The sequence below is a fragment of the Streptomyces alfalfae genome, from assembly GCF_004127445.1.
Classification (GTDB): domain Bacteria; phylum Actinomycetota; class Actinomycetes; order Streptomycetales; family Streptomycetaceae; genus Streptomyces; species Streptomyces alfalfae.
In genome coordinates this window covers 510,608-532,019 of record NZ_QEXM01000025.1, presented here as the reverse complement: position 1 = coordinate 532,019, position 21,412 = coordinate 510,608, and the positions used below count along the sequence as shown (strand labels likewise).

The following is a 21,412-nucleotide window of genomic DNA, read 5'->3' as shown; positions in this document are numbered from 1 at the left end:
ATGCTTCCCGGCCCTGAGCCTTCAGTAGCGGGGACAGGATTTGAACCTGCGACCTCTGGGTTATGAGCCCAGCGAGCTACCGAGCTGCTCCACCCCGCGTCGGTAAACACAACTCTACGCCATCCGAAGGGGTGCGTCGAACCACTTGCCCCGCCCCGGCGCGCGCCGCACCACGCCGACCCACCACAGGCCCCGGTCGGAACCATCCTGACCCGGGCCTGGTCGCCGCCGTGCTCACCGCCGTGCTCACCGCGATCGTCACCAGCAGCGGCCCGGCCGGTCCCGGCCTCATCGAGACCGCCGCCCACCAGACACGCCACGGTGCCCGACGAGCATCTACCAGCAGGAGTCGAGCGGTGACCGACGAGCCGACCCTCGGTGAGGTGGACCGCAGGTCCGAGGACCGCTTCGCCGACGTCCGCGAGGACATCCAGCAGCTCGGCCCCGCTCGGCGAGCCAGGCCCTGCCGGCGCGGACGGGAAGGACGGTCAGGTCTGCCCGGACGGCTACTCGCTCCAACCGCCACTCGGCGCCCCGGACGCCCTGGCCCGCCGCCGGGACGGAGCGCCACAGCCTGAGCCTGGCGGCGAGCCCACACCGCAGGCCGCCCTCGATCCCACGCGACGCCAGTACTGACACGGACCCCTTCCGCCTTCGGGTGCAAGGGGGCGCTTTCCCATGTCGGGGGTCCATCCGTCAGGAGTAGCGTGAAAGGAACACCTTCTGGCGGGGGTAGCAATGAACACACCTATGGGTTCAGGCATGGGCGAGCGCATCGCGACACTGAGGTACAGGCGAAGCCTTACGCAAGAGGAGCTTGCAGAGTGCGCGGAGATCTCCGTGGACGTCGTCCGCAAGCTGGAGCAAGGGCGCAGAAAGACCGCCCGACTAACCACCATCAACGCCATCGCCCGCGCGCTGGATACCGAACCCAGCTACCTCCTCGGGCAGCCCGGCACGTACGAGATCCACGACGGTTCCGAGGATGAATCCCCCTCGGTCCTCGCTCTCCGACAGGCGATCTCGCCGGTGGCTGATCTATTGGGCGGGGAACCCGATCCAGAGGACCCGCCCAGCATCCATGAGCTCCAGGAATCGCTCCGGTCCACAGAGGTGATCCGCCGAGAGGGGCGCATGGCCGAGATCGGCGTACTGCTGCCGCCACTGATCCAGGACGCCCGCGCCGTCGTGCATTCCTCCACCGGCAGCGAGAAGGCAGCCGCCAATTCGGTACTCGCCCTCGCCTATCAGGTGGCGTCAGTCACACTGACCGGCCTGGGCAAGGAGGATGCGGCGTTCACCGCGATGGAGCGCTCGATGCTCGCCGTCCAGGGCTGTGATGACCCTGGCCTGGAGACGATGGCGGCCTCCACCCTCTCCTACGTCCTGACCAAGCAGGGCCGCCTCGCCGACGCGGAGCGCGTGGCGATGACGCGGGCCGCGGCAATCGAACCGGGATTCAACAGCACTCCACAGGAATTGGCCCTCTGGGGAATCCTGCTGCTGCGCGCGGCCACTGCTGCCGTGCGGCAGAAAAAGCACGCCCAGGTGCTCGACTTGCTGCGGATGGCGAAGGGTGCCGCCGAGACGATGGATCAGGATCTTCTGCTGCACGCAACACCGTTCGGTCCGACCAACACGGGCGTAGCGCGCGTGAACTTCCTGGTCGAGATGGAGCACTCCGACGACGCCGTCCGAGCCGCGCGGAGCGTCCGCCATCTCACCTCGTTGCCGCCAACCTGGCGCGCCCGTTTCCATGTCGATCGCGCACTGGCCTTCAACGACATGGAGAAGGACAGTCAGGCCGTCGGTGCTCTGCTCACGGCCGAGGAGGACGCTCCGGAATGGATGCGCTACCACTCGACCTCACGCCGCTTGGTCGAGGAACTGCGAGGCCGGGCCGCTCGGCGTGATGCGCCCGTGAACGCCCTGGCAGACAGGCTCGGCCTGCTGCGGTAGGGCACTGTGTCCTACCTGATCCCAAGACTGGGACGGCCCGTCACTGGGCACTGGTCGCGCGGCTCCATAGCGTGATCTGCATGACGCGGCGTCGGCTCACCCCCGCCGGGCGAAAGCCGACGCCGCACGTGCGGACGGAGGCGCCATGAGCACCCAGACGAGTACGGCGGTAGCGGAGTGGCTGGCGCACGCGCAGGACGAGCCGGGTCACGCCTGGGGCGAGTGGCGCGCCCGCGGTGTGGCGGTGCTCCCCCTCGGCGCCCGCTTCGACGCCGTCCGCATCCCCGAGGCGATCGTCCACGCCGCCCTCGGCACAGCCGCCCCCAGGGAGGTCGCCGAATATCTCGCCCGCCGACTCAGGGGCCCGGTCATCCACGACGGCCGGACCATGGGCGGCGTCTACTACGCCCTGGCCCGGCCCCGCGCGGCATGCCGCTGGCCACACGCCGACAAGGCGGCTTGGCTGGGAGCGGGCACCTACCTGGGGGTACCGCGGCCGGAGCGGACACAACCCCCAGGAACACACTGGGTGGTGCCGCCACAGGCCGACGGCACCCTGTGCCCGCTGGTGCCCCTCACAGCCCTGGTCCTCGCCGGATGGCACGCCAGTACGGAGGTCGAGCAGTGATGCCGTTCACCGGCGAGGAGTGCTCGGCCCAGCTCGCCAGTCGCCTCCGCGGGCATCTCCTCACCTGTCCCGACTGCCCGGCCAGAGACTGCGAGGAGGGCGCACGCATCCGCCGGGCCTTCCGGGCGGTGCAGACGCTGCTGCGCCCGCCCGAGCCCGTGATCGGACAGATGCGGCCATGACCTTCTCCTACGTGGCCCGCGCCTTCGGGTTCCCGGCCTGGTGCGACGGATGCAGCCAGACCCTCCGCGACGGCGAGACCGTCAACCAGCAGGGCCCCGGGATGGCGCACTCACCCCGCTGCCCGCAGATGCCCTCAACGGTGCCGTGCCCGCCATGCCTGAACGCCCTCCTGGACGGCGACACCGCGGAGCGGCACGACTGCGACCTCACCACCGTGATCACGGTCGACGGCGTGCAGCTCCTCGCCAGCCGTGAGCGTGACTGCCCGTGCCCCGGAACGCACCGCGGGCCGCCCACCCCTTCCGCGGCGCCCCGTACCCCGATGCTCCGGGGACGGGCGGAAGGCCAGGCCCCCGGCCGGGCATGTCCCCCGGCCCGGAGAGGACGTGGAGGACGAGGTACGGGCGGCCACCCCCCTTGGGTGGCCGCCCGTACCTCGTCCTCCAACCCCCCGAAAAAGCAGACGGCCCCCGGCCAGACGATGTCTGACCAGGGGCCGAGCGGTAGACCGTGTGGGACTCGAACCCACAACCAATGGATTAAAAGTCCACTGCTCTGCCAATTGAGCTAACGGTCCGCGTCGGTGCACCCCCGAGCATAGCGGGACGGGCGCCGCCATCCGATCGGGTATCACCGCCGGAAGCCGAATCAGTTACGGAGTAAGAGATTCCGGATGCTCGTGGGGGGCACGGCACGGCCGCCGCCACCGCGTCAGACGGCCGCGCGCAACAGGGCCACCTCTTGCTCGGTCAGCGCACCCGTGAAGGCGTGCACGTCGTCCACGGCCCCGCGCAGGTGCTCGCCCCAGCCGTCCGCCGACTGGGCGCGGCCGGCCTGGAGGCCGCCCGTGGCCCGCCACGCGTGGGGGTACGGCGCCCGCGCCGCCACCGTGCCGCGGCCCGGCTCCCCACCGGACACTCGATCCCAACGGCCTCGAAGGCAACAGTGCGTGCTGACATCGGTACGCGAAGCGCGATCACCACGCTCCGAGCACGCCGAAGGGCCCGCACGACAGGAGTGTCGTACGGGCCCTTCGGTCAGGCGGAGACTGCTACCGATCAGCCGTTGCGCTTCCAGCGCGGCTTGTCGTCGCGGCGGCCGAACGAACCCGTGGCCGAGCCGGAGCGGTCGTCGCGGCGGTTGTGCGCCGGGCGGTCGTGGCCGCCGGAGCGGAAGCCGCCCGAGGGGCGGTCGTCGCGGCGGTCACGGTTGAAGGGACGGTCGCTGCCACGGTGGCCGCCGGAGGGGCGGTCGTCGCGGCGGAAGCCGCCACCGCGGGTGTCGTCACGGCGGTCGCGGTTGAACGGACGGTCGCCACCGCGGTTGTCGTCCCGGCGGAAGCCACCCTCGCGGCGGTCGCGGTTGAAGCCACCGCCGCGGTTGTCGTCACGGCGCTCGAAGGAACGGCCGCCACGGTCACCGCCGCGGTCGTCACGGCGGTCACGGTTGAAGCCGCCACCGCGGTTGTCGTCACGGCGCTCGAAGGAACGGCCGCCACGGTCGCCACCGCGGTCGTCACGGCGGTCACGGTTGAACGGACGGTCGCCACCGCGGTTGTCGTCCCGGCGGAAGCCACCCTCGCGGCGGTCGCGGTTGAAGCCACCGCGGTCACCGCGGTCGTCGCGGTTGAAGCCGCCACGGTCGCCGCGGCGGTCCCGCTCGTAGTTGCCGCGCTCGTCACGCTGCGGACGGCGGTTGTCGTACGAGGAGGAGCGCTCCTCGCGGACCGGGCGCTCGTCGGCGGCCTGCTCGGGCACCGACACGGCGGCCTCGACGACCGCCTGGGCGGCGGCAGCGGCCTCGGCGACCGCGGTCTCCGGGTCCTCGCCGCGCTCACGGGCGGCACGCGCGGTGAGGCGGTCGGCCTCCTCGCGCAGCTCGGCGGCGCGGCGCGTCGCGCGCTCCAGCTCCTTGGTGAGGTCCTTGACCTCGCGCTCGGCCTGGGTCGCGGCGTTGCCCGCGGAGTCGGCCTGCACCTCGGTCATGGAGCGGGCGCCGGTGATCTCGGCGACCTCCGGGTCGAAGGTGCCGCCGCCGTTGATGATGTGGCGCGTGGCGTCGACGCCCGCGTCCTCCATCAGGCGGAAGATCTGGCGGCGCTGGTGCGGCAGCGACAGGGAGACGACCGTGCCGGAGCGGCCGGCACGCGCGGTGCGGCCCGAGCGGTGCAGGTAGTCCTTGTGGTCGCCGGCCGGGTCCACGTTCAGGACCAGGTCGATGCCGTCGACGTGGATGCCGCGCGCGGCGACGTCCGTGGCGACGAGGGCGTTGACGTAGCCCTTCTTGAAGTCCTCGAGGACGCGGGTGCGGGCGCCCTGCGTCATGCCGCCGTGCAGGGCGTCGGCCTTCACACCGGCGTCGCAGAGCTGCTCGGCGATGCGGTCGGCGCCCAGCTGGGTGCGGACGAAGATGATCGTGCGGCCCTTGCGCGCGGCGATGGCGGCCGTGACGGGCGCCTTGTCGCGGGGCTTCACGATGAGGATGTGGTGCGTCATGGTCGTGACGTTGCCCTGGGCGCTGTCGACCTCGTGCGTCACCGGGTTGTTCAGGTAGCGCTTGACCAGCGTGGAGATCTCGTTCTCCATCGTGGCCGAGAACAGCATGCGCTGGCCGCCGGACGGCACCTGGTCGAGCAGCTCGGTGACCTCGGGCAGGAAGCCCAGGTCCGACATCTGGTCGGCCTCGTCGAGGACGGCGATCTGGGTGTTCTCCAGCGAGCAGGCGCCGCGGTTGATGATGTCGCGCAGGCGGCCCGGGGTGGCGACGAGGATGTCGACGCCGCGCTCCAGGGCGTAGATCTGGTTGCCCATCGACGTACCGCCGCAGACGACCTTCATCTTCAGGCCGAGCACGTCGCCGTAGGGCTGGAGGGCATCCGCGACCTGCATCGCGAGCTCACGGGTCGGGGTGAGGATGACGCCGCGGGGCTTCTTCTTCTCGGTGCGGCCGTCGGCGGCGAGCGTCGCCAGCATCGGCAGACCGAAGGAGAGGGTCTTGCCGGAGCCGGTGCGGCCACGGCCGAGGATGTCCTTGCCGGCCAGGGCGTCCGGGATGGTCGCGGCCTGGATCGGGAAGGGGGCGGTGACGCCGTTCTGCGCCAGCTTGCGGACGATGCCCTCGGGCAGACCGAGGTCGCCGAAGGTGAGCTCGGGCTCGGCGTCGGAGGCGTCGGCCTCGTCGGAGGCAGTCGCGTCGGCGGCGCTCGCGTCCGCCTCGGCGGAGGTGGCGTCGGCAGCGGTCGTGTCGGCGTCGGGGGTGACCTCGGTGACGCCCTGGGCCTCGGCGGACTCGACGATCTCGGCGGCGGCCACTACGGCCTCGTCGGTCACGACGGTCTCGTTCTCGGGCAGGACGGCGTGGTCAGAACTGAAAATGGACATGCGAAATGCGAAACCTTCCGGAGTCTCGGCACGCGCCCGTCAACTCCGTGATTTCGCAATGGACCGCCTCTATGCGGTCAGCCACGGCAAGGGAGAGTACGCGCCACGCGGCGCTCTTCTGTGTCGGCGCCGGGCAAATGGGATCAAACGATCTACCACCATACGCACCTACCCCCCTGCAAGGCAAACCACCCCCGTCGCACCCCCTCCGACCTGCACATACGCACATCCCTCCCCGGAGGCGCACACCGACGGACTACCTCACCCGATGCTCGCCGCACTACGCCGGCCCGGACCCCTCGTGCTCCGACGGGGACGGCTCCGGAGTCGTCGGGTCCGGCGTCGGGGTCGGCTCGGGCTTCGGCGGCTCCGGCCGCTCGGTCGTACGCGTCGGGGTCGGCTTCGGCGGCTCCGGGTCGCCCTGACCGCCCGGCGGCGGCCTCTCGGGGAGCGTGACGGAGTCCCCCGGGTGCTTGCCGCGGTCGGCGTCGCCCTCGCCGTCCTCCCGGGCGGCGTCCCCGCCCTTGCCGCCCTTGCCGTCCTTGCCGCCCTTCCCCTTGCCCTTGCCCTTCGCCCGGTCCTCGGCCCGGCCCCGCTCGCCGCCGGACATGGCGCCGTCGCCGCTGACCACGGGAGCGCCGTCGGGGGCCGCCGCGCCGCCGCGGCCTCCCGCCGAGTGCCCGGGGCGCGGGGTGCGCCCGTCGTCACCGACGCTCACGCAGCCCGCGGTCGCCGCGACGGCCACCGCGACCGCGGCCCAACGGACGGGAACGTACAAATGGCGCACGGCCGAGCACCTCCGAGGCGCTGACAACGGGACGCCCTGCCCAACTCCCGTCACCCGCAAGAGGACACGGATGCGGCGGGACCCGGCGTCACCCGTACCCGAGCGCGTGCAGCCGGGCGTCGTCGATGCCGAAGTGGTGGGCCACCTCGTGCACCACGGTGATCTCCGTCTCCTCGACCACCTCCTCGCGCGACCCGCACATCCGCAGGGTCGGCCCCCGGTAGATCGTGATGCGGTCCGGCAGCACCCCGGCGTACCACTCGCCGCGGTCGGTCAGCGGCGTCCCCTCGTAGAGCCCGAGAAGTTCGGGATCGTCGGAGGGCGGCTCGTCCTCGACGAAGACGGCCACGTTGTCCATCAGCCGTGTCAGCTCCGGTGGAATCCGGTCGAGAGCCTCGCCGACCAGTTCCTCGAACTCCTCGCGCGTCATCTCCAGCACGCCCCCATTGTCGGCCACGCCACCGCTCCCGTCCCGGCATACCCGATGCCCCAACTGGGCATACGGGACCAATGGCCCGCGACTTCGGAGTCGTTCTCCAGGGCGTACCACGGGTGGGCGGCGCCCTCGTGGGCCGCATCCGCGCTCGCCGCACCCTCGGACGCGACGGCTCCGCGGCCGTCACGGCCCCGCTCGAAGGCTCTCCGCGCCACCCCGTGCGAGCCGCGGCCGGCCTGATCGCGGTCGTCGTCTTCGGCGCCTGGCTCGGCCTGCTGATCGTCGGCAGCGTGCGCACGCCCGTGGGCCCGATGGACACCCGCATGACGCTGCGGCCCTCCCTGTCCGGCGGCACGAAGATCAACGTCTCGCCGCTCGGCGCCCTGGAACTGCGCTCGCACACCGCGCCGATCCGGCTCGACGTGGACGTGGACCAGCTCGACCCGGTCCGCTCCCAGGCCCTGGTCGACCACCCGGAGCGGCTCGCCGGCCTCCAGGACGAGGTCGTACGCGACGTCGGCCACGGCACGCTCGACCTGGCGGCGCGCTCCTGCGCCGCCGTCGTCTCGGGGGCCACCGCGCTCGGCCTGGCCGTCTACCGCCGCCCGCGCCGCGCGCTCGCCGCCGGCGGCCTCGCGCTGGCGCTCCTCGCGGCGTCGGGCGCGGCCGCATACGCCACCTGGAACCCCAAATCGGTCCTTGAGCCCAAGTTCTCCGGGCTGCTCAGCAGCGCCCCCTCGGTGGTGGGCGACGCCCGCAGCATCGTCAGCGAGTTCGACGTCTACCAGCAGGAGTTGGCGCGCCTGGTCACCAACGTGACCAAGCTCTACGACGTGACGTCCACGCTCCCCGCCTACCAGCCCGACCCGACCACGATGCGGGTCCTGCACGTCTCCGACATCCACCTGAACCCGGCGAGCTGGAAGATCATCGCCTCGCTCGTGGAGCAGTACGACATCGACGTCATCGTCGACTCCGGCGACACCATGGACCACGGCTCGGCCGCCGAGAACGCCTTCCTCGACCCGATCGAGGACCTGGACGCGCCCTACGTCTGGGTGCGCGGCAACCACGACTCGCGCACCACCCAGCGCTACCTGGAGCGCTTCGAGAACGTCCACGTGCTCGACGACGGCCGGGCCGAGACCGTGGCGGGGTTGCGGTTCGCCGGGATCGGGGACCCGCAGTACACCCCCGACCGCTCGGCGAAGCGGTCGGGCTCGGTCCACCACCTGGCGGGCGTCCGGCTGGCCTCGGCCCTGCGCGCCGAGCGGGCGGCGGGCACCCCGGTGGACGTGGCGGTCGCGCACGACCCCACGGCGGCCCGCGAGACGGACGGCGAGGTCCCGCTGGTCCTCGCCGGCCATGTGCACCACCAGGAGATGGAGGTCATGGAGGGCGGCACGCGGCTGCGCGTCGAGGGGTCGACGGGCGGCAGCGGGCTGCGCGCGGTCGAGGGCAAGTACCCCGACCCGGTCGAGGCCTCCGTGCTCTATCTGGACCGTACGACCAAGCGGCTGCAGGCCTGGGACGAGATCAGGCTCGGCGGCCTCGGCCTGACGAAGGCGGAGGTCAGCCGCCATCTGCCCAAGGAGAACCAGCCCGGCGCCACCCCTTCGCCGACCGCTCCGAGCCCCTCCGGGTAAACCGTTTTGGCGATAGCTCCCCGCATCCCATATGCTTCTCACGTCCCCGACGCGCTGCAAAGCGCCCAGGCGGGCCTCTTAGCCCTCATCGTCTAGTGGCCCAGGACGCCGCCCTTTCAAGGCGGTAGCACGGGTTCGAATCCCGTTGGGGGCACGCAATACCTTGTGCGAGACTAGTGCTCGCACAAAGCTTGGTCCTGTGGAGCAGTTTGGAGTGCTCGCCACCCTGTCAAGGTGGAGGCCGCGGGTTCAAATCCCGTCAGGACCGCTTGCGATTCCACGCGGATCGCGTGGCTGGGTAGCTCAGTTGGTACGAGCGATCGCCTGAAAAGCGATAGGTCGCCGGTTCGATCCCGGCCCCAGCCACTTGCGACGAAGGCCCCGTCCATCGGACGGGGCCTTCGTCGTATCCGCCTCCGGCGGTCGTCCGTGCCCGTGGCGGAGGGATCAGGCCATCGTGGCGCCCGCGCCCGCTCCCGCCGCGTGCGCCGGGGTGTGCGCGCGTCCGCCGTTCCTGCCACCCGGATGGCGGTGCCGCCACACCCAGAAGATGGCGGAGGCGAGCAGCGCCCAGCCCGCGAGGACCAGGAACGGGAACGCGTGCTGGTGCCCGCCGAAGTAGACGGCCGTGTGCTGCGCGTTGACCGAGGCCCCCGGCGGCAGCCACTGGCCGATGTGTCCGAGCACCGAGGGGAGCAGCGGCCATGACACGGCGCCGCCGGACGAGGGGTTGCCGAGCAGCACCATGAGGCCCCAGGTCGGGAGCATCGCCCACCGCCCGAAGAGGGTGTTGAACATGGTGAAGACCATCCCCGAGGCGAACATCGTCAGCGCCAGGATCAGCCACGACTCCACGAACGGCAGATCCAGCGCGCCCAGCCACCAGTCCACGACCGCCGCGATGACGAACGCGCCGAGGAGCGCGTAGAGCACCGTGAAGCCGATCCGTTCCGCCGGGTTCAGGCCCCTGGCGTGGACGCTGAGCTGGATCGCGCCCACGAAGCCGATGATCACCGCGGCCAGCGAGATGTAGAAGATCGCGAGGCCCCGCGGGTCGCCCTCCTGGAGCGGCTTGATGTCCGTGACCGTGACCGGGACGCCGGTCGCCTCCGCCACCTTCGGCGCGGCCTCGGCGAGCACCTGGGCGACCGAGGCGCCCGAGGCCCCCGAGACGTTCAGCGTCACCCGGTCGTCGCCGCGCCTGACGTCCACGATCGCGAAGACCCGCTGCTCGTCCACGTCCCGCCGGGCCTCGTCGAAGGTGGCGTACTCCTTCACCTCCAACGAGGCGTTCAGGGCCTTCTCCATGCCGCCGAGGAAGGCCTTGCCCTGTTCGGAGCCCTGGTCGCCGACGACCGCCACCGGTACGTGGTGGGGCGTCGGCTTGGCCATGGAGTACGTGTACGAGCCCGCGAAGAGCCCGGCGGCGGCCGCCAGGATGAACACCAGCACGAGCGCCGGAAGGAACGGTGACTCCTTGAACGAGGTCCACCGCTCGCCGAGGGTGGGGACCCGGCCGTGCGCGCCGTGCTGGTTCGCCTCGTGGGGCGACTGAGGCTGCTGGGGCTGCTGGGGCTCCAGCGATTGCGGTGATTCAGGTGATTCAGGTGCCGGGTGAGACATACGAACCACGCTAAACCACCTAAAAGGTACTCACCCCTGCTCGGCCTCGGCCCCGGCGGAGCCGGCGCCGGTCCTGGAGCCGGCCTCGGAGCCGGTGCGGGAACGCCCCCGCCACGACCGCACCGCGAGCACCGCCCCCACCAGGGCCACCACCCCGATGAGCAGCACCGAGTCCGGCACGGCCCTGCCGAGGTCCCCCGCCCACCGCTCCACCGCGAAGGAGTCGTCCACGTCGAGGAGACCGGGCAGGGCGGTCGTCCCGTCGTAGGCGAGGAAGAGCGCGCCGAGGCCGATGAAGAAGAGGCCGGACAGCAGCGAGGTCGTGTGCAGCTCGAACCGCCCGAGCCGGAAGGTCCGCCCCCGCAGCCAGCCGCGCCGCCCCAGGTCGAAGCGGTCCCAGAGCAGGGCGAGCAAGAAGAGCGGCACGGCCATGCCGAGCGCGTAGACCGCGAGCAGCAGCCCTCCGTAGACGGGGCTGCCGCTGACCGCGGCCACCGTCAGGACGCTGCCGAGGATGGGTCCGGCGCAGAAGCCGGCGAGGCCGTAGACCGCCCCGAGCGCGTACACCGAGAACGCCGTGGTCGGCCTGATCCGCCCCGAGAGCTCCGCCATCTTCCGCGAGGCGAAGCCCATGCCGAGGATCTGGAGGACGCCGAGCCCGATGATCAGCCAGCCGGCGGTGAGCACGAGCTGGTCGCGGTGGCCGAAGAAGAATCGCCCCGCGACCGATCCGGCCGCGCCGAGCGGCACCAGGGTCGTCGCGAGCCCCGCGTAGAAGATGCCGGTCCGCGCGACGAGGCGGGACGTGGAGTCGATCGAGTACGCGAAGAAGGCGGGCAGCAGCAGGGCGCTGCACGGGCTGATGAGGGCGAGCAGACCGCCGAGGAACGCGGCGAAGTACCCGAGGTCGGCGGTCACCGCGAGCCGTCCGCGCTCTTGCCGACGGACTTCTTCGCGCCCTCGGCGGCCTTCGCGGCGGCCTCGATCGCCTGGTCGAAGACCTGGTCGGGCTGGGCGCCCGAGATGGGCCTGCCGTTGACCAGGAACGACGGCGTGGAAGTGGCCCCGAGGCCGTACGCCTCTTCCTGGTCCCTCTTGACGGCCGCCCGCGCCTCGTCGCTGCCGGCGTCCTTCACGAAGCGGCCGACGTCCTTGACGCCCGCCTCCTCGGCGAGCTCCTTCAGGCGCTCGCCGCCGAAGCCCTTCTCCTTGCTCCCGTCGGCGTACGCGGCCTCGTGGAACCGCCAGAAGCGGCCCTGGCGCCCGGCGGCCCACGCGCCGCGCGCGGCGCGCTCGGAGTCCGCGCCGAAGATGGGGAAGTTGCGCCATTCGATGCGCAGGGTGCCCTTCTCGACGTACTTCTCGACGAGTCCGGGCTCGGTGTCGCGGGCGAACTTGCCGCAGTAGCCGCACTTGAAGTCGGCGTACTCCACCATCACCACGGGCGCGTCGGCGTCCCCCTGGGCGAGCGGGTCCTTCGCGTCGCGCCGGGCGAGCTTCTCCAGCTCGGGGTAGGCGCCGGCCTGCCCTTCCGCCTCGGTGGACGTGGCCGGCCGGTCGCCGGCGGCCTCCTCGGTCACGGTGGCGCCGGAGGAGTCGTCGGGCTTGGTCGCCGTGTAGGAGGCGATCCCGAGCAGCGCGGCGGCGACGGCGACGCCCGCGCCGATGGCGATGTTGCGTCCCTTCCCGCCGCCGTTCCCGCCGCTGCCGTTCGTGTTGCCGACGCTCTTGTTGACGGCGCTCTTGTTGCTGTCGTTCTTGGGCATGGGTGTGTTCTCTCGTGTCCGTGTGTGTACGTGTACGTCGATGAGGGCCCCTGGAGTCAGGGGCCTCCTACACGCGCAGGACCGAGAGGGCGAACGGGGAGGGCGCCAGCGGCTCCGGCGGCCCCCGCACCGGCGTCAGATCGAGGAACGCCGGGTCACCGGCCCAGGAGCCACCGCCGCCGTGCGCCTCGGCGAGGGCGGGCAGCAGTTCGTGCGAGGTGCTGGGGCGCGGCGACTGCGCGGGGTCGTCGAGGCCGTCCCGCCGCTCCCCCCGCCCGCAGCCCGGCCGGTCGTGGCCGGGAGCGGAGACGGAGACGGAGACGGATTCAGCGGCGGGCACCGGGTCGGCGGCCGACGGCGCGGTCCGCGCCGCCACCGCGGGCGCGCAGAACATGCCGAGCCCGAGCACGGCCAGGAGCAGCGCCACGAGGGGGCTCCGGAGCGTGCGTACGCGGGTCGGCATGCCCGGAATCGTAACGGCCGGGCCGCGCCCCGCGGGAAATCGGTTCGCCACCGCCGAGCGGCGGGTGAGATCCTGGGACCCGTATGTCTACGCAGCCCGCCCTCACCCTCGACGCCCTCGCCCCCCGTCTGTCCGAGCTGTCGCTGCGCGACGAGCACCGGATCGGCCGGCGGCTGGAGGGCGCGCGCCGGATCCGCAAGCCCGAGGCCCGCGCCGCCGTCCTCGCCGAGATCGCGGCGGACGTGGCGAAGGGCGAGGCCCGGATGGCCGAACGCGGCTCCCGCGTGCCCGCGGTCAGCTATCCCGAGCAGCTCCCGGTCAGCCAGAAGAAGGACGAGATCGCCGACGCGATACGCGACCACCAGGTCGTGATCGTCGCGGGTGAGACCGGCTCGGGCAAGACCACGCAGATCCCCAAGATCTGCCTGGAGCTCGGCCGCGGCGTGCGCGGCATGATCGGCCACACCCAGCCGCGCCGCATCGCCGCCCGCACGGTCGCCGAGCGCGTGGCCGAGGAGATGGACACGCCGCTGGGCGAGGCCGTCGGCTGGAAGGTCCGCTTCACCGACCAGGTGAACCCGGACGGGACGTTCATCAAGCTGATGACGGACGGCATCCTGCTGGCCGAGATCCAGACGGACCGCGAGCTGCGGGCGTACGACACGATCATCATCGACGAGGCCCACGAGCGGTCGCTCAACATCGACTTCCTGCTCGGCTATCTGGCGCAGCTGCTGCCGAGGCGTCCCGACCTGAAGGTCGTCATCACCTCGGCGACCATCGACCCCGAGCGCTTCTCGCGGCACTTCGGGGACGCCCCGATCGTCGAGGTCAGCGGGCGCACGTATCCGGTGGAGGTCCGGTACCGCCCCCTGCTGGAGGAGGACTCCGACGACTCCGACCGCGATCAGATCACCGCGATCACGGACGCCGTCGAGGAGCTCCAGGCCGAGGGCAAGGGCGACATCCTCGTCTTCCTCTCCGGTGAGCGCGAGATCCGCGACACGGCGGACGCGCTGAACAAGAAGAACTACCGGTTCACGGAAGTCCTCCCCCTGTACGCCCGGCTGTCGCACGCCGAGCAGCACCGCGTCTTCCAGCAGCACACCGGCAGACGCATCGTCCTCGCGACGAACGTCGCCGAGACGTCCCTGACCGTCCCCGGCATCAAGTACGTGATCGATCCGGGCACGGCCCGCATCTCCCGCTACAGCCACCGCACCAAGGTCCAGCGGCTGCCCATCGAGGCGATCAGCCAGGCCAGCGCCAACCAGCGCAAGGGCCGCTGCGGTCGCACGTCGGACGGCATCTGCATCCGCCTCTACAGCGAGGACGACTTCCTCTCGCGCCCGGAGTTCACGGACGCGGAGATCCTGCGCACGAACCTCGCCTCCGTCATCCTCCAGATGACCGCGGCCGGCCTCGGCGACATCGAGAAGTTCCCCTTCATCGACCCGCCGGACCACCGCAACATCCGCGACGGCGTCCAGCTCCTCCAGGAGCTGGGTGCGCTGGACCCCACCCAGAAGGACCCCAAGAAGCGGCTCACGGAGCAGGGGCGCAAGCTCAGCCAGCTCCCCGTCGACCCGCGCCTCGCCCGCATGGTCCTCGAGGCCGACAAGAACGGCTGCGTGCGCGAGGTCATGGTGATCGCCGCGGCGCTCTCCATCCAGGACCCGCGCGAACGCCCGGCGGAGAAGCAGGCGCAGGCCGACCAGCAGCACGCCCGCTTCAAGGACGAGACGAGCGACTTCCTCGCCTTCCTCAACCTGTGGCGCTATGTGCGCGAGCAGCAGAAGGAGCGCGGCTCGTCGTCCTTCCGCCGGATGTGCAAGGCGGAGTACCTGAACTACCTGCGCATCCGCGAATGGCAGGACATCTACTCGCAGCTGCGCACGGTCGCCAAGCAGATGGGCATCCACCTCAACGAGGAGGACGCCCCCGAGCAGCACGTGCACATCTCCCTCCTGGCCGGCCTGCTGTCCCACATCGGGATGAAGGACGTGAAGGAGTCCAAGGAGAGCAAGCCCGCCAAGGACGGCGACGCCAGGCAGCGCGGCGGACGCAACGAGTACATCGGCGCGCGCAACGCGAAGTTCGCGGTCTTCCCCGGTTCGGCGCTGTTCAAGAAGCCCCCGCGCTTCATCATGTCCGCCGAGCTCGTGGAGACCTCCCGCCTGTGGGCGCGGGTCAACGCGCGCATCGAGCCGGAGTGGGTCGAGCCGCTCGCCCAGCACCTGGTGAAACGCACGTACAGCGAGCCGCACTGGGAGAAGGACCAGGCGGCGGTCATGGCGGTCGAGAAGGTGACGCTGTACGGCGTCCCGATCGTCACCGACCGCAAGGTGAACTACGGCCGCATCGACCCCGAGGTCTCCCGCGACCTGTTCATCCGCAACGCCCTGGTCGAGGGCGACTGGCGCACGCACCACAAGTTCTTCGCCGCGAACCGCAGGCTCCTGACCGAGGTCGAGGAGCTGGAGCACCGCGCCCGGCGTCGCGACATCCTCGTGGACGACGAGACGCTCTTCGACTTCTACGACCAGCGGGTGCCCGCCGATGTCGTCTCCGGGGCGCACTTCGACTCCTGGTGGAAGAAGAAGCAGCGCGAGGAGCCCGAACTGCTCGATTTCGAGCGGTCGATGCTCATCAACGAGAAGGCGGGGGACGTCTCCAAGGACGACTACCCCGACTCCTGGCGGCAGGGGCCGCTCAAGTTCCGGGTGACCTACCAGTTCGAGCCGGGCGCGGACGCGGACGGCGTGACCGTCCACATCCCCCTCCAGGTCCTGAACCAGGTGACGGAGGACGGCTTCGACTGGCAGATCCCCGGTCTGCGCGAGGCCGTGGTCATCGAGCTGATCCGCTCCCTGCCGAAGCCGATCCGCCGCAACTACGTGCCGGCGCCGAACTTCGCCAAGGCGTTCCTGGACCGTGCCGTGCCGCTGCAGGAGCCGCTGCACGTCACGCTCGCCCGGGAGCTCCAGCGGATGGTGGGCGTGCCGGTCGCGCCCGAGGACTTCGATCTGACGCGCGTGCCCGACCACTTGAAGGTGACGTTCCGGATCACCGACGAGCGGCGCAGGAAGCTCGCCGAGGACAAGGACCTCCAGGCGCTCAAGCTCCGGCTGAAGCCGAAGGCCCGCAAGGCCCTCTCCCAGGCGGCCGCCGCGACGGCGGAGCGCTCGGGCGGCGCGGCGGTGGAGCGCTCCGGGCTCACGGACTGGAGCATCGGCTCCCTCTCGCGCGTCTTCGAGACCCGGCGCGCCGGCCAGCCGGTCAAGGCGTATCCCGCGCTCGTGGACGACGGCGACACCGTCTCCGTACGCCTCTTCGACACCGAGGCGGAGCAGCAGGTGGCGATGTGGAAGGGCACGCGCCGTCTCATCCTGCGCAACATCCCGGTGAACCCGGGCAAGTTCGCCTCGGACAAGCTGACGAACCAGCAGAAGCTGGCCCTGTCCGCCAATCCGCACGGCTCCATGCAGGCGCTCTTCGACGACTGCGCGATGGCGGCGGCGGACCGGCTGATCGCGGACTTCGGAGGGCCCGTGTGGGACGAGGAGTCCTACCGCAAGCTGTTCGACAAGGTGCGCGCCGACATCGTCGACACGACCGTACGGGCGGTCGGCCAGGTCCAGCAGGTCCTCGCCGCCTGGCAGGCGTGCGAGCGGCGCCTGAAGTCGACCAGGAGCCCGGCGCTGCTGCCCAACCTCGCGGACGTGCGGGAGCAGCTCGGCTCCCTCGTCAAGCCGGGTTTCGTGACGGAGACGGGGCTGCGGCGCCTGCCGGACCTGGTGCGGTACATGGTGGCCGCGGACCGGCGGCTCCAGCAGATGCCGACCAACGTCCAGCGGGACACCACGCGCATGGAGAAGGTCCGCGAGATGCGGGACGAGTATCTGTGGCTCCTGGAACAACTGCCGCAGGGCAGGCCCGTGCCCAGGGAGGTCCTGGACATCCGCTGGATGATCGAGGAGCTTCGCGTCAGCTACTTCGCGCACGCGCTCGGCACGGCGTACCCGGTCTCGGACAAGCGGATCGTGAAGGCCATCGACGCCGCCGCACCGTGACGGTGCGGGCACATGGGGTGAGTTCGACCACCGAGCCTGCACTGCTGTAGAGTCCTGTCTCGCAGCGCAACGCACGACAAGCACTGCGGAGCAAGGTCCTGTGGAGCAGTTTGGAGTGCTCGCCACCCTGTCAAGGTGGAGGCCGCGGGTTCAAATCCCGTCAGGACCGCAGAAGAGCAAGAGGGCCGCACCCATCGGGTGCGGCCCTCTTTCGTGTGCACGGCCGCCGGAGCCTTGACTCCGTCACATTCCACCGGTACCCAGACAGCTAGGGGCCGGCGGGAGGCTCCCACGGAGGTGACGCATGTCCGCTTCTTCTGCGTCCGCTCGCCATGAGACGCGCGCCCTGCTGCGCGCCCACCTCGCGGCAGCCACCGGCTACCGCCATCTGACGCGGCACTGCCCCATCTGCCACCGGCTCCTGAGACTGGCCCTGGAGCCCTCCCAGACCGGCTCCGACGAGCATGAGGCGCCGCAGGCCGGCTTCGTCCGCCAGAACGCCGTGGACGAGGAGCACGACGGGCGGCGCGGCGAAGGCCACGACGCCGAGCACGGCGGGCGGCGCGGGGAGCGAGAGGGCGAACCGCGGGGCGACGAGCCGCCCGAGGACGAGAGCGCCGGACCGCCGAAGTCCCTTTAGCGCAGCGGCATCTCGCGCAACAAGACACGCGGCGTGTGACGGGTGTCACCGAACTCGTTTGACGAACACCCGAACTTACACCCTTCCTACAACGAGTCAATTTAATATGTGCCATTGCACCACCCGTTGGCCAGCCCCTCTCCTCCCTCCCCAGGGACCCTCCGGGCAACTCCCCCGTGACCGGCGGAGACTCGCACCGGGTCCCCCAGAGACCGACAAGGGCGCTCACGGCCACGCCCGATCGGACCCCTGGGCGCACAAAAAAGATCGCGCTGGACCCGGCGGAGTCCAGCGCGATCGAACGACTCACCCAAGTGGTTCAGGCGTGGCTCCCGTTGGGGCGGGACCCGCGTCGCGTGCAGCCATATGTCGGACGTACGACCAGGTTGGGGGACCCGGCAGTAGTGGTGCTCTTCGCCCGAGTTGTACGAGTTACTGCTGGTTGAGCTGTGGTTCAGGCCTCGCTGCGCTGCTGCGGAATACCCGCGAGCAGTGCACGGACCTCAGCCTCGCGGTACCGGCGGTGTCCGCCGAGTGTGCGAATCGACGTGAGCTTGCCAGCCTTTGCCCAGCGCGTCACCGTCTTCGGGTCGACGCGGAACATCGTGGCGACCTCAGCCGGGGTCAGCAGCGGCTCGGCATCAGGGGTGCGAGCGGTCATGAGCGGCCTCCTCGGGAGAACCGAACCTTCTCGGTTCATTCCTCTAAATTCTGCACCTTGACCCGCGTTGCCCGAAATGGCGGACGCGAGTCGAGTCGGTTATAGGACGAACGGCTTGTCCTCGGCACTACAACTACACCATCCGTCCAGCCGCGTCGGCCAAACCGATGGAATTGCCCTCCCAGGTGTTCATCACCGACGGAAGCCGATGGACCATGCCATAGCGGACAGTCACGCCACCGTGACGATCAGTCACAGAGCGATCAGGAGTCAACAGGACCCCCCATAGCGTGCAATGCAGAGCAATCCGCCCATAGTTGGGCGGAAGGAGCCCTCCCCGGACTCCTTGTCCTATTTTGGCACGAGGAGGGGTGATGGGCGCAAGGGCCCCGTTAGTGCGGTCCATCACGCTTCAGGGGCATAGGCCCGGATCGGGACCTACGTCCCGGCGGCCCTCACGACCGCCGGCGCTCAGTTCGCGAACTGCAGGTGCCGGATCGCCCGCCACCGCTCCACGAGCCTCGCATAGGCCTCGCCGGCCGCCTCGCCGTCGCCCTCGCGCAGCGCCTCGATCCCCTCGGCGACATCGGCCGCCGAGTGGTCCTCGTCCAGCTCGTCGGCGGGCACGGCATGCACGAGCCCTCCGTAGTCCACCTCGACCAGGGAGCGCGGGTGGAACTCCTCCAGCCACCGGCCCACGTCCACGAGCCCCTCGACGAGCGGGGCGTCGTCCAGCGCGTCCCGCAGGGCCCGCAGGCCCCGCGCGACCCGGCGCCTGGCCTCCACCATCTTGGTGCGGTAGCGGAACACCGGCGGGCGTCCCGGCCCCGCGCACGGCTCGTAGACCCGCTCCTCGTCCGAGACGAGGACGAACCAGTGCAGCGGCACCTGCCACGTGGAGGTGCGGATCCAGGGCCGGGCGTCGGGGTTGCGGACCCGCCACCGCTCGTAGTCCGCGGCCGTCTGGCGGCGCAGCACCGGGGGCAGCACCGCGTCCAGGACCGGGGCGGGCAGCTGTTCGGGCAGCTCCCCCATCGCCTGCCAGCCGCGCAGCCGGGTGCGCCACGGACAGACGCGGACCACCCCCTCGGTCTCGACGACGAACGCGTCGCCGCTCTCGTGCACCGGCACGGGCACGGGCGGCGTGGACACGAGGTCCGCCAGCGAACGGCGGAGTTCGTCCTGGTAGGAGGGACGGTCGGAGCGGCGCGCATAGCGGGCCCAGTGATCGCGTTCCGGTTCGGGGAAGGCGGCCAGGGGCTCGTAGACACGCAAGTAGGACGCGTACGGGACCGTCACCGATGACACCTTGGGCACGGCTGCTCTCTCCCCCACGTACAGGTTGGAAAACACGGGTGATCGTGCCATGGCCGATCAGGCTCTAGTCTCGTGCCCAACGGGCCCCGCCACCCGTACGGGAGCCCGCCCACCGCCGCTATTCGACCGGGAGTCACCACAGTGACCGATGCAGACAACGGCGTCCTGCGCACCCTGTTCCACTCGGACCAGGGCGGCCATGAGCAAGTAGTGCTCTGCCAGGACCGCGCGAGTGGCCTCAAGGCCGTCATCGCCCTCCACTCCACCGCCCTGGGCCCCGCCCTCGGCGGCACCCGCTTCTACCCGTACGCGAGCGAGGAGGAGGCCTTCGCCGACGCCCTGAACCTCGCGCGCGGCATGTCGTACAAGAACGCCATGGCCGGGCTCGACCACGGCGGCGGCAAGGCCGTGATCATCGGTGACCCCGAGCAGATCAAGAGCGAGGCCCTGCTCCTGGCCTACGGCCGCTTCGTCGCCTCGCTCGGCGGCCGGTACGTGACGGCCTGCGACGTCGGCACCTACGTCGCCGACATGGACGTCGTCGCCCGGGAGTGCCGCTGGACCACCGGACGCTCCCCGGAGAACGGCGGCGCCGGCGACTCCTCGGTGCTCACCGCCTTCGGCGTCTTCCAGGGCATGCGCGCCTCGGCCCAGCACCTGTGGGGCGATCCGACCCTGCGCGGCCGCAAGGTCGGCGTCGCGGGCGTCGGCAAGGTCGGGCACCACCTCGTCGAGCACCTCCTGGCGGACGGCGCCGAGGTCGTCGTCACGGACGTGCGCGAGGAGTCGGTGAACCGGATCGTCCACAAGCACCCGTCGGTGACGGCGGTGGCCGACACGGACGCGCTGATCCGCACCGAGGGCCTCGACATCTACGCGCCCTGCGCGCTCGGCGGCGCCCTGAACGACGAGTCCGTGGCCGTTCTGACCGCGAAGGTGGTGTGCGGCGCGGCCAACAACCAGCTCGCCCACCCGGGCGTGGAGAAGGACCTCGCCGACCGGGCGATCCTGTACGCGCCGGACTACGTGGTCAACGCGGGCGGGGTGATCCAGGTCGCCGACGAGCTGCACGGGTTCGACTTCGACCGGTGCAAGTCGAAGGCGTCGAAGATCTTCGACACCACGCTTGCCATATTCGCTCGTGCGAAGCAAGACGGCATTCCGCCGGCCGCGGCGGCCGACAGGATCGCCGAGCAGCGGATGGCCGACGCCCGCTGAGGCCGTCTGGAATGCGGCATTCCGCCACCGCGTGAGGCCGCGCGAGGGCTCCGCCGACGGGAACGGGAGACAAGACTCACCCCCGTCGGCGGGTCGCCCGGCAAGAAGAGGTTAAAATCGCAGTTGACCAGCGAGGACGGGGCTCCTCGAGGGTTGTGCGCCGAGGCGCGTCCTGCGGGCGACGTACCGTATGGCCGCAGGAGCAGGTACCGTGGAAGCCCTACGGACCGGTCTCTCCGAGGAGAGACCGTTCTAGATCATGAACGCGTGTCAAGACTCTGGGGCCGTCGAGCCCCGTATCCGAGGGGGTCGAGCCATGGGGCGCGGCCGGGCAAAGGCCAAGCAGACGAAGGTCGCCCGCCAGCTGAAGTACAGCAGCGGCGGGACAGACCTGTCGCGTCTGGCCAATGAGCTGGGCGCTTCGACTTCGCAACAGCCGCCGAATGGCGAGCCGTTCGAAGACGACGACGAGGAAGACGACCCGTACGCCCAGTACGCGGATCTGTATAACGACGACGAGGACGAGGACGAAGAGTCCGGTCCGTCGTCGCAGCGCCGCGGCGCTTGACCTCGTTGCACAAGCGGTAGTCGCACAGAGCGGTATCCGCGGTCGGCCTCCGTGCCGTCCGCGC

At 70.8% G+C, this 21,412-nt stretch carries 17 protein-coding genes and 6 tRNA genes; 11 read left to right on the top strand and 12 right to left on the bottom strand.

Translation table 11 applies throughout. From position 1 onward, the window contains the following. Positions 1–25: 25 nt before the first annotated feature. Positions 26–99: transfer RNA gene (locus DCW30_RS12000), tRNA-Met, on the bottom strand. Between the two features lie 639 nt (positions 100–738). Here DCW30_RS12000 and DCW30_RS11990 point away from each other — a divergent pair. Next, positions 739–1,959, top strand: coding sequence for a helix-turn-helix domain-containing protein (locus DCW30_RS11990; protein WP_335755782.1), 1,221 nt, complete (start codon positions 739–741; stop codon positions 1,957–1,959). A gap of 145 nt (positions 1,960–2,104) precedes the next feature. Beyond that, positions 2,105–2,587, top strand: coding sequence for a hypothetical protein (locus DCW30_RS11985; RefSeq protein ID WP_076685444.1), 483 nt, complete (start codon positions 2,105–2,107; stop codon positions 2,585–2,587). A 687-nt stretch (positions 2,588–3,274) separates the two neighbouring features. Here the strand turns inward: DCW30_RS11985 and DCW30_RS11980 are convergent. From DCW30_RS11980 to DCW30_RS11960, 5 genes are all read right to left on the bottom strand, one after another. Further along, positions 3,275–3,347 (bottom strand) — tRNA-Lys (locus DCW30_RS11980). A gap of 134 nt (positions 3,348–3,481) precedes the next feature. Beyond that, on the bottom strand, positions 3,482–3,688 hold the full coding sequence (locus tag DCW30_RS11975) for a LamG domain-containing protein (protein ID WP_123985612.1): 207 nt from the start codon (positions 3,686–3,688) through the stop codon (positions 3,482–3,484). A 140-nt stretch (positions 3,689–3,828) separates the two neighbouring features. Further along, positions 3,829–6,150 carry a DEAD/DEAH box helicase gene (locus DCW30_RS11970; protein WP_076685441.1) on the bottom strand — a complete coding sequence of 774 codons (2,322 nt, stop codon included), beginning with the start codon at positions 6,148–6,150 and terminating at the stop codon, positions 3,829–3,831. Between the two features lie 280 nt (positions 6,151–6,430). Continuing rightward, complete coding sequence (locus tag DCW30_RS11965; RefSeq protein WP_076685440.1) at positions 6,431–6,937, bottom strand: hypothetical protein; 507 nt, start codon at positions 6,935–6,937, stop codon at positions 6,431–6,433. A gap of 88 nt (positions 6,938–7,025) precedes the next feature. Further along, a complete protein-coding gene (locus tag DCW30_RS11960; protein ID WP_198505059.1) occupies positions 7,026–7,376 on the bottom strand; it encodes a metallopeptidase family protein in 351 nt (116 codons plus the stop codon). Between the two features lie 71 nt (positions 7,377–7,447). On the opposite strand from DCW30_RS11960, the gene DCW30_RS11955 reads away from it, so the two are divergent. The 4 genes from DCW30_RS11955 to DCW30_RS11940 all read left to right on the top strand — a co-directional run bounded on the left by DCW30_RS11955 (position 7,448) and on the right by DCW30_RS11940 (position 9,385). Beyond that, positions 7,448–9,019 (top strand): metallophosphoesterase family protein, encoded by a 1,572-nt coding sequence (locus DCW30_RS11955; RefSeq protein ID WP_076685439.1) that lies wholly within the window; start codon positions 7,448–7,450, stop codon positions 9,017–9,019. A gap of 81 nt (positions 9,020–9,100) precedes the next feature. After that, a tRNA-Glu gene (locus DCW30_RS11950) sits at positions 9,101–9,173 on the top strand. 39 nt (positions 9,174–9,212) lie between these two features. After that, positions 9,213–9,287 (top strand) — tRNA-Asp (locus DCW30_RS11945). A 24-nt stretch (positions 9,288–9,311) separates the two neighbouring features. Further along, positions 9,312–9,385 (top strand) — tRNA-Phe (locus DCW30_RS11940). An 81-nt stretch (positions 9,386–9,466) separates the two neighbouring features. Here the strand turns inward: DCW30_RS11940 and DCW30_RS11935 are convergent. From DCW30_RS11935 to DCW30_RS11920, 4 genes are all read right to left on the bottom strand, one after another. Continuing rightward, positions 9,467–10,642: a DUF3533 domain-containing protein gene (locus DCW30_RS11935; RefSeq protein WP_107419631.1), complete on the bottom strand. Its 1,176-nt coding sequence runs from the start codon at positions 10,640–10,642 to the stop codon at positions 9,467–9,469. Between the two features lie 30 nt (positions 10,643–10,672). Then, entirely contained in the window at positions 10,673–11,560 is an 888-nt protein-coding gene (locus DCW30_RS11930) for a cytochrome c biogenesis CcdA family protein (protein ID WP_076685438.1), read from the bottom strand. Beyond that, positions 11,557–12,408, bottom strand: a complete 852-nt coding sequence (locus DCW30_RS11925; RefSeq protein ID WP_079250063.1) for a DsbA family protein — start codon at positions 12,406–12,408, stop codon at positions 11,557–11,559. Before DCW30_RS11925 ends, DCW30_RS11930 begins: the two co-directional genes overlap by 4 nt. A 67-nt stretch (positions 12,409–12,475) precedes the next feature. Beyond that, entirely contained in the window at positions 12,476–12,871 is a 396-nt protein-coding gene (locus tag DCW30_RS11920) for a hypothetical protein (protein WP_123985611.1), read from the bottom strand. 83 nt (positions 12,872–12,954) lie between these two features. Between DCW30_RS11920 and hrpA the strand changes: the two genes are divergently transcribed. The 3 genes from hrpA to DCW30_RS37040 all read left to right on the top strand — a co-directional run bounded on the left by hrpA (position 12,955) and on the right by DCW30_RS37040 (position 17,584). Next, complete coding sequence (hrpA, locus tag DCW30_RS11915; protein ID WP_076685436.1) at positions 12,955–16,944, top strand: ATP-dependent RNA helicase HrpA; 3,990 nt, start codon at positions 12,955–12,957, stop codon at positions 16,942–16,944. Positions 16,945–17,038: 94 nt separating this feature from the next. Next, a tRNA-Asp gene (locus DCW30_RS11910) sits at positions 17,039–17,113 on the top strand. A 135-nt stretch (positions 17,114–17,248) separates the two neighbouring features. Then, complete coding sequence (locus tag DCW30_RS37040) at positions 17,249–17,584, top strand: DUF6274 family protein (protein ID WP_198505336.1); 336 nt, start codon at positions 17,249–17,251, stop codon at positions 17,582–17,584. Positions 17,585–18,038: 454 nt separating this feature from the next. Here DCW30_RS37040 and bldC read toward each other — a convergent pair whose 3' ends face one another. Both bldC and DCW30_RS11895 read right to left on the bottom strand, forming a co-directional pair. Beyond that, entirely contained in the window at positions 18,039–18,245 is a 207-nt protein-coding gene (bldC, locus tag DCW30_RS11900; protein ID WP_003949541.1) for a developmental transcriptional regulator BldC, read from the bottom strand. 471 nt (positions 18,246–18,716) lie between these two features. After that, entirely contained in the window at positions 18,717–19,562 is an 846-nt protein-coding gene (locus DCW30_RS11895) for a DUF8083 family protein (protein ID WP_076685435.1), read from the bottom strand. 141 nt (positions 19,563–19,703) lie between these two features. Between DCW30_RS11895 and DCW30_RS11890 the strand changes: the two genes are divergently transcribed. Both DCW30_RS11890 and DCW30_RS11885 read left to right on the top strand, forming a co-directional pair. Then, complete coding sequence (locus tag DCW30_RS11890) at positions 19,704–20,780, top strand: Leu/Phe/Val dehydrogenase (RefSeq protein WP_076685434.1); 1,077 nt, start codon at positions 19,704–19,706, stop codon at positions 20,778–20,780. A 316-nt stretch (positions 20,781–21,096) separates the two neighbouring features. After that, positions 21,097–21,348, top strand: coding sequence for a DUF3073 domain-containing protein (locus tag DCW30_RS11885; RefSeq protein WP_062780714.1), 252 nt, complete (start codon positions 21,097–21,099; stop codon positions 21,346–21,348). The last annotated feature ends 64 nt before the right edge of the window (positions 21,349–21,412 follow it).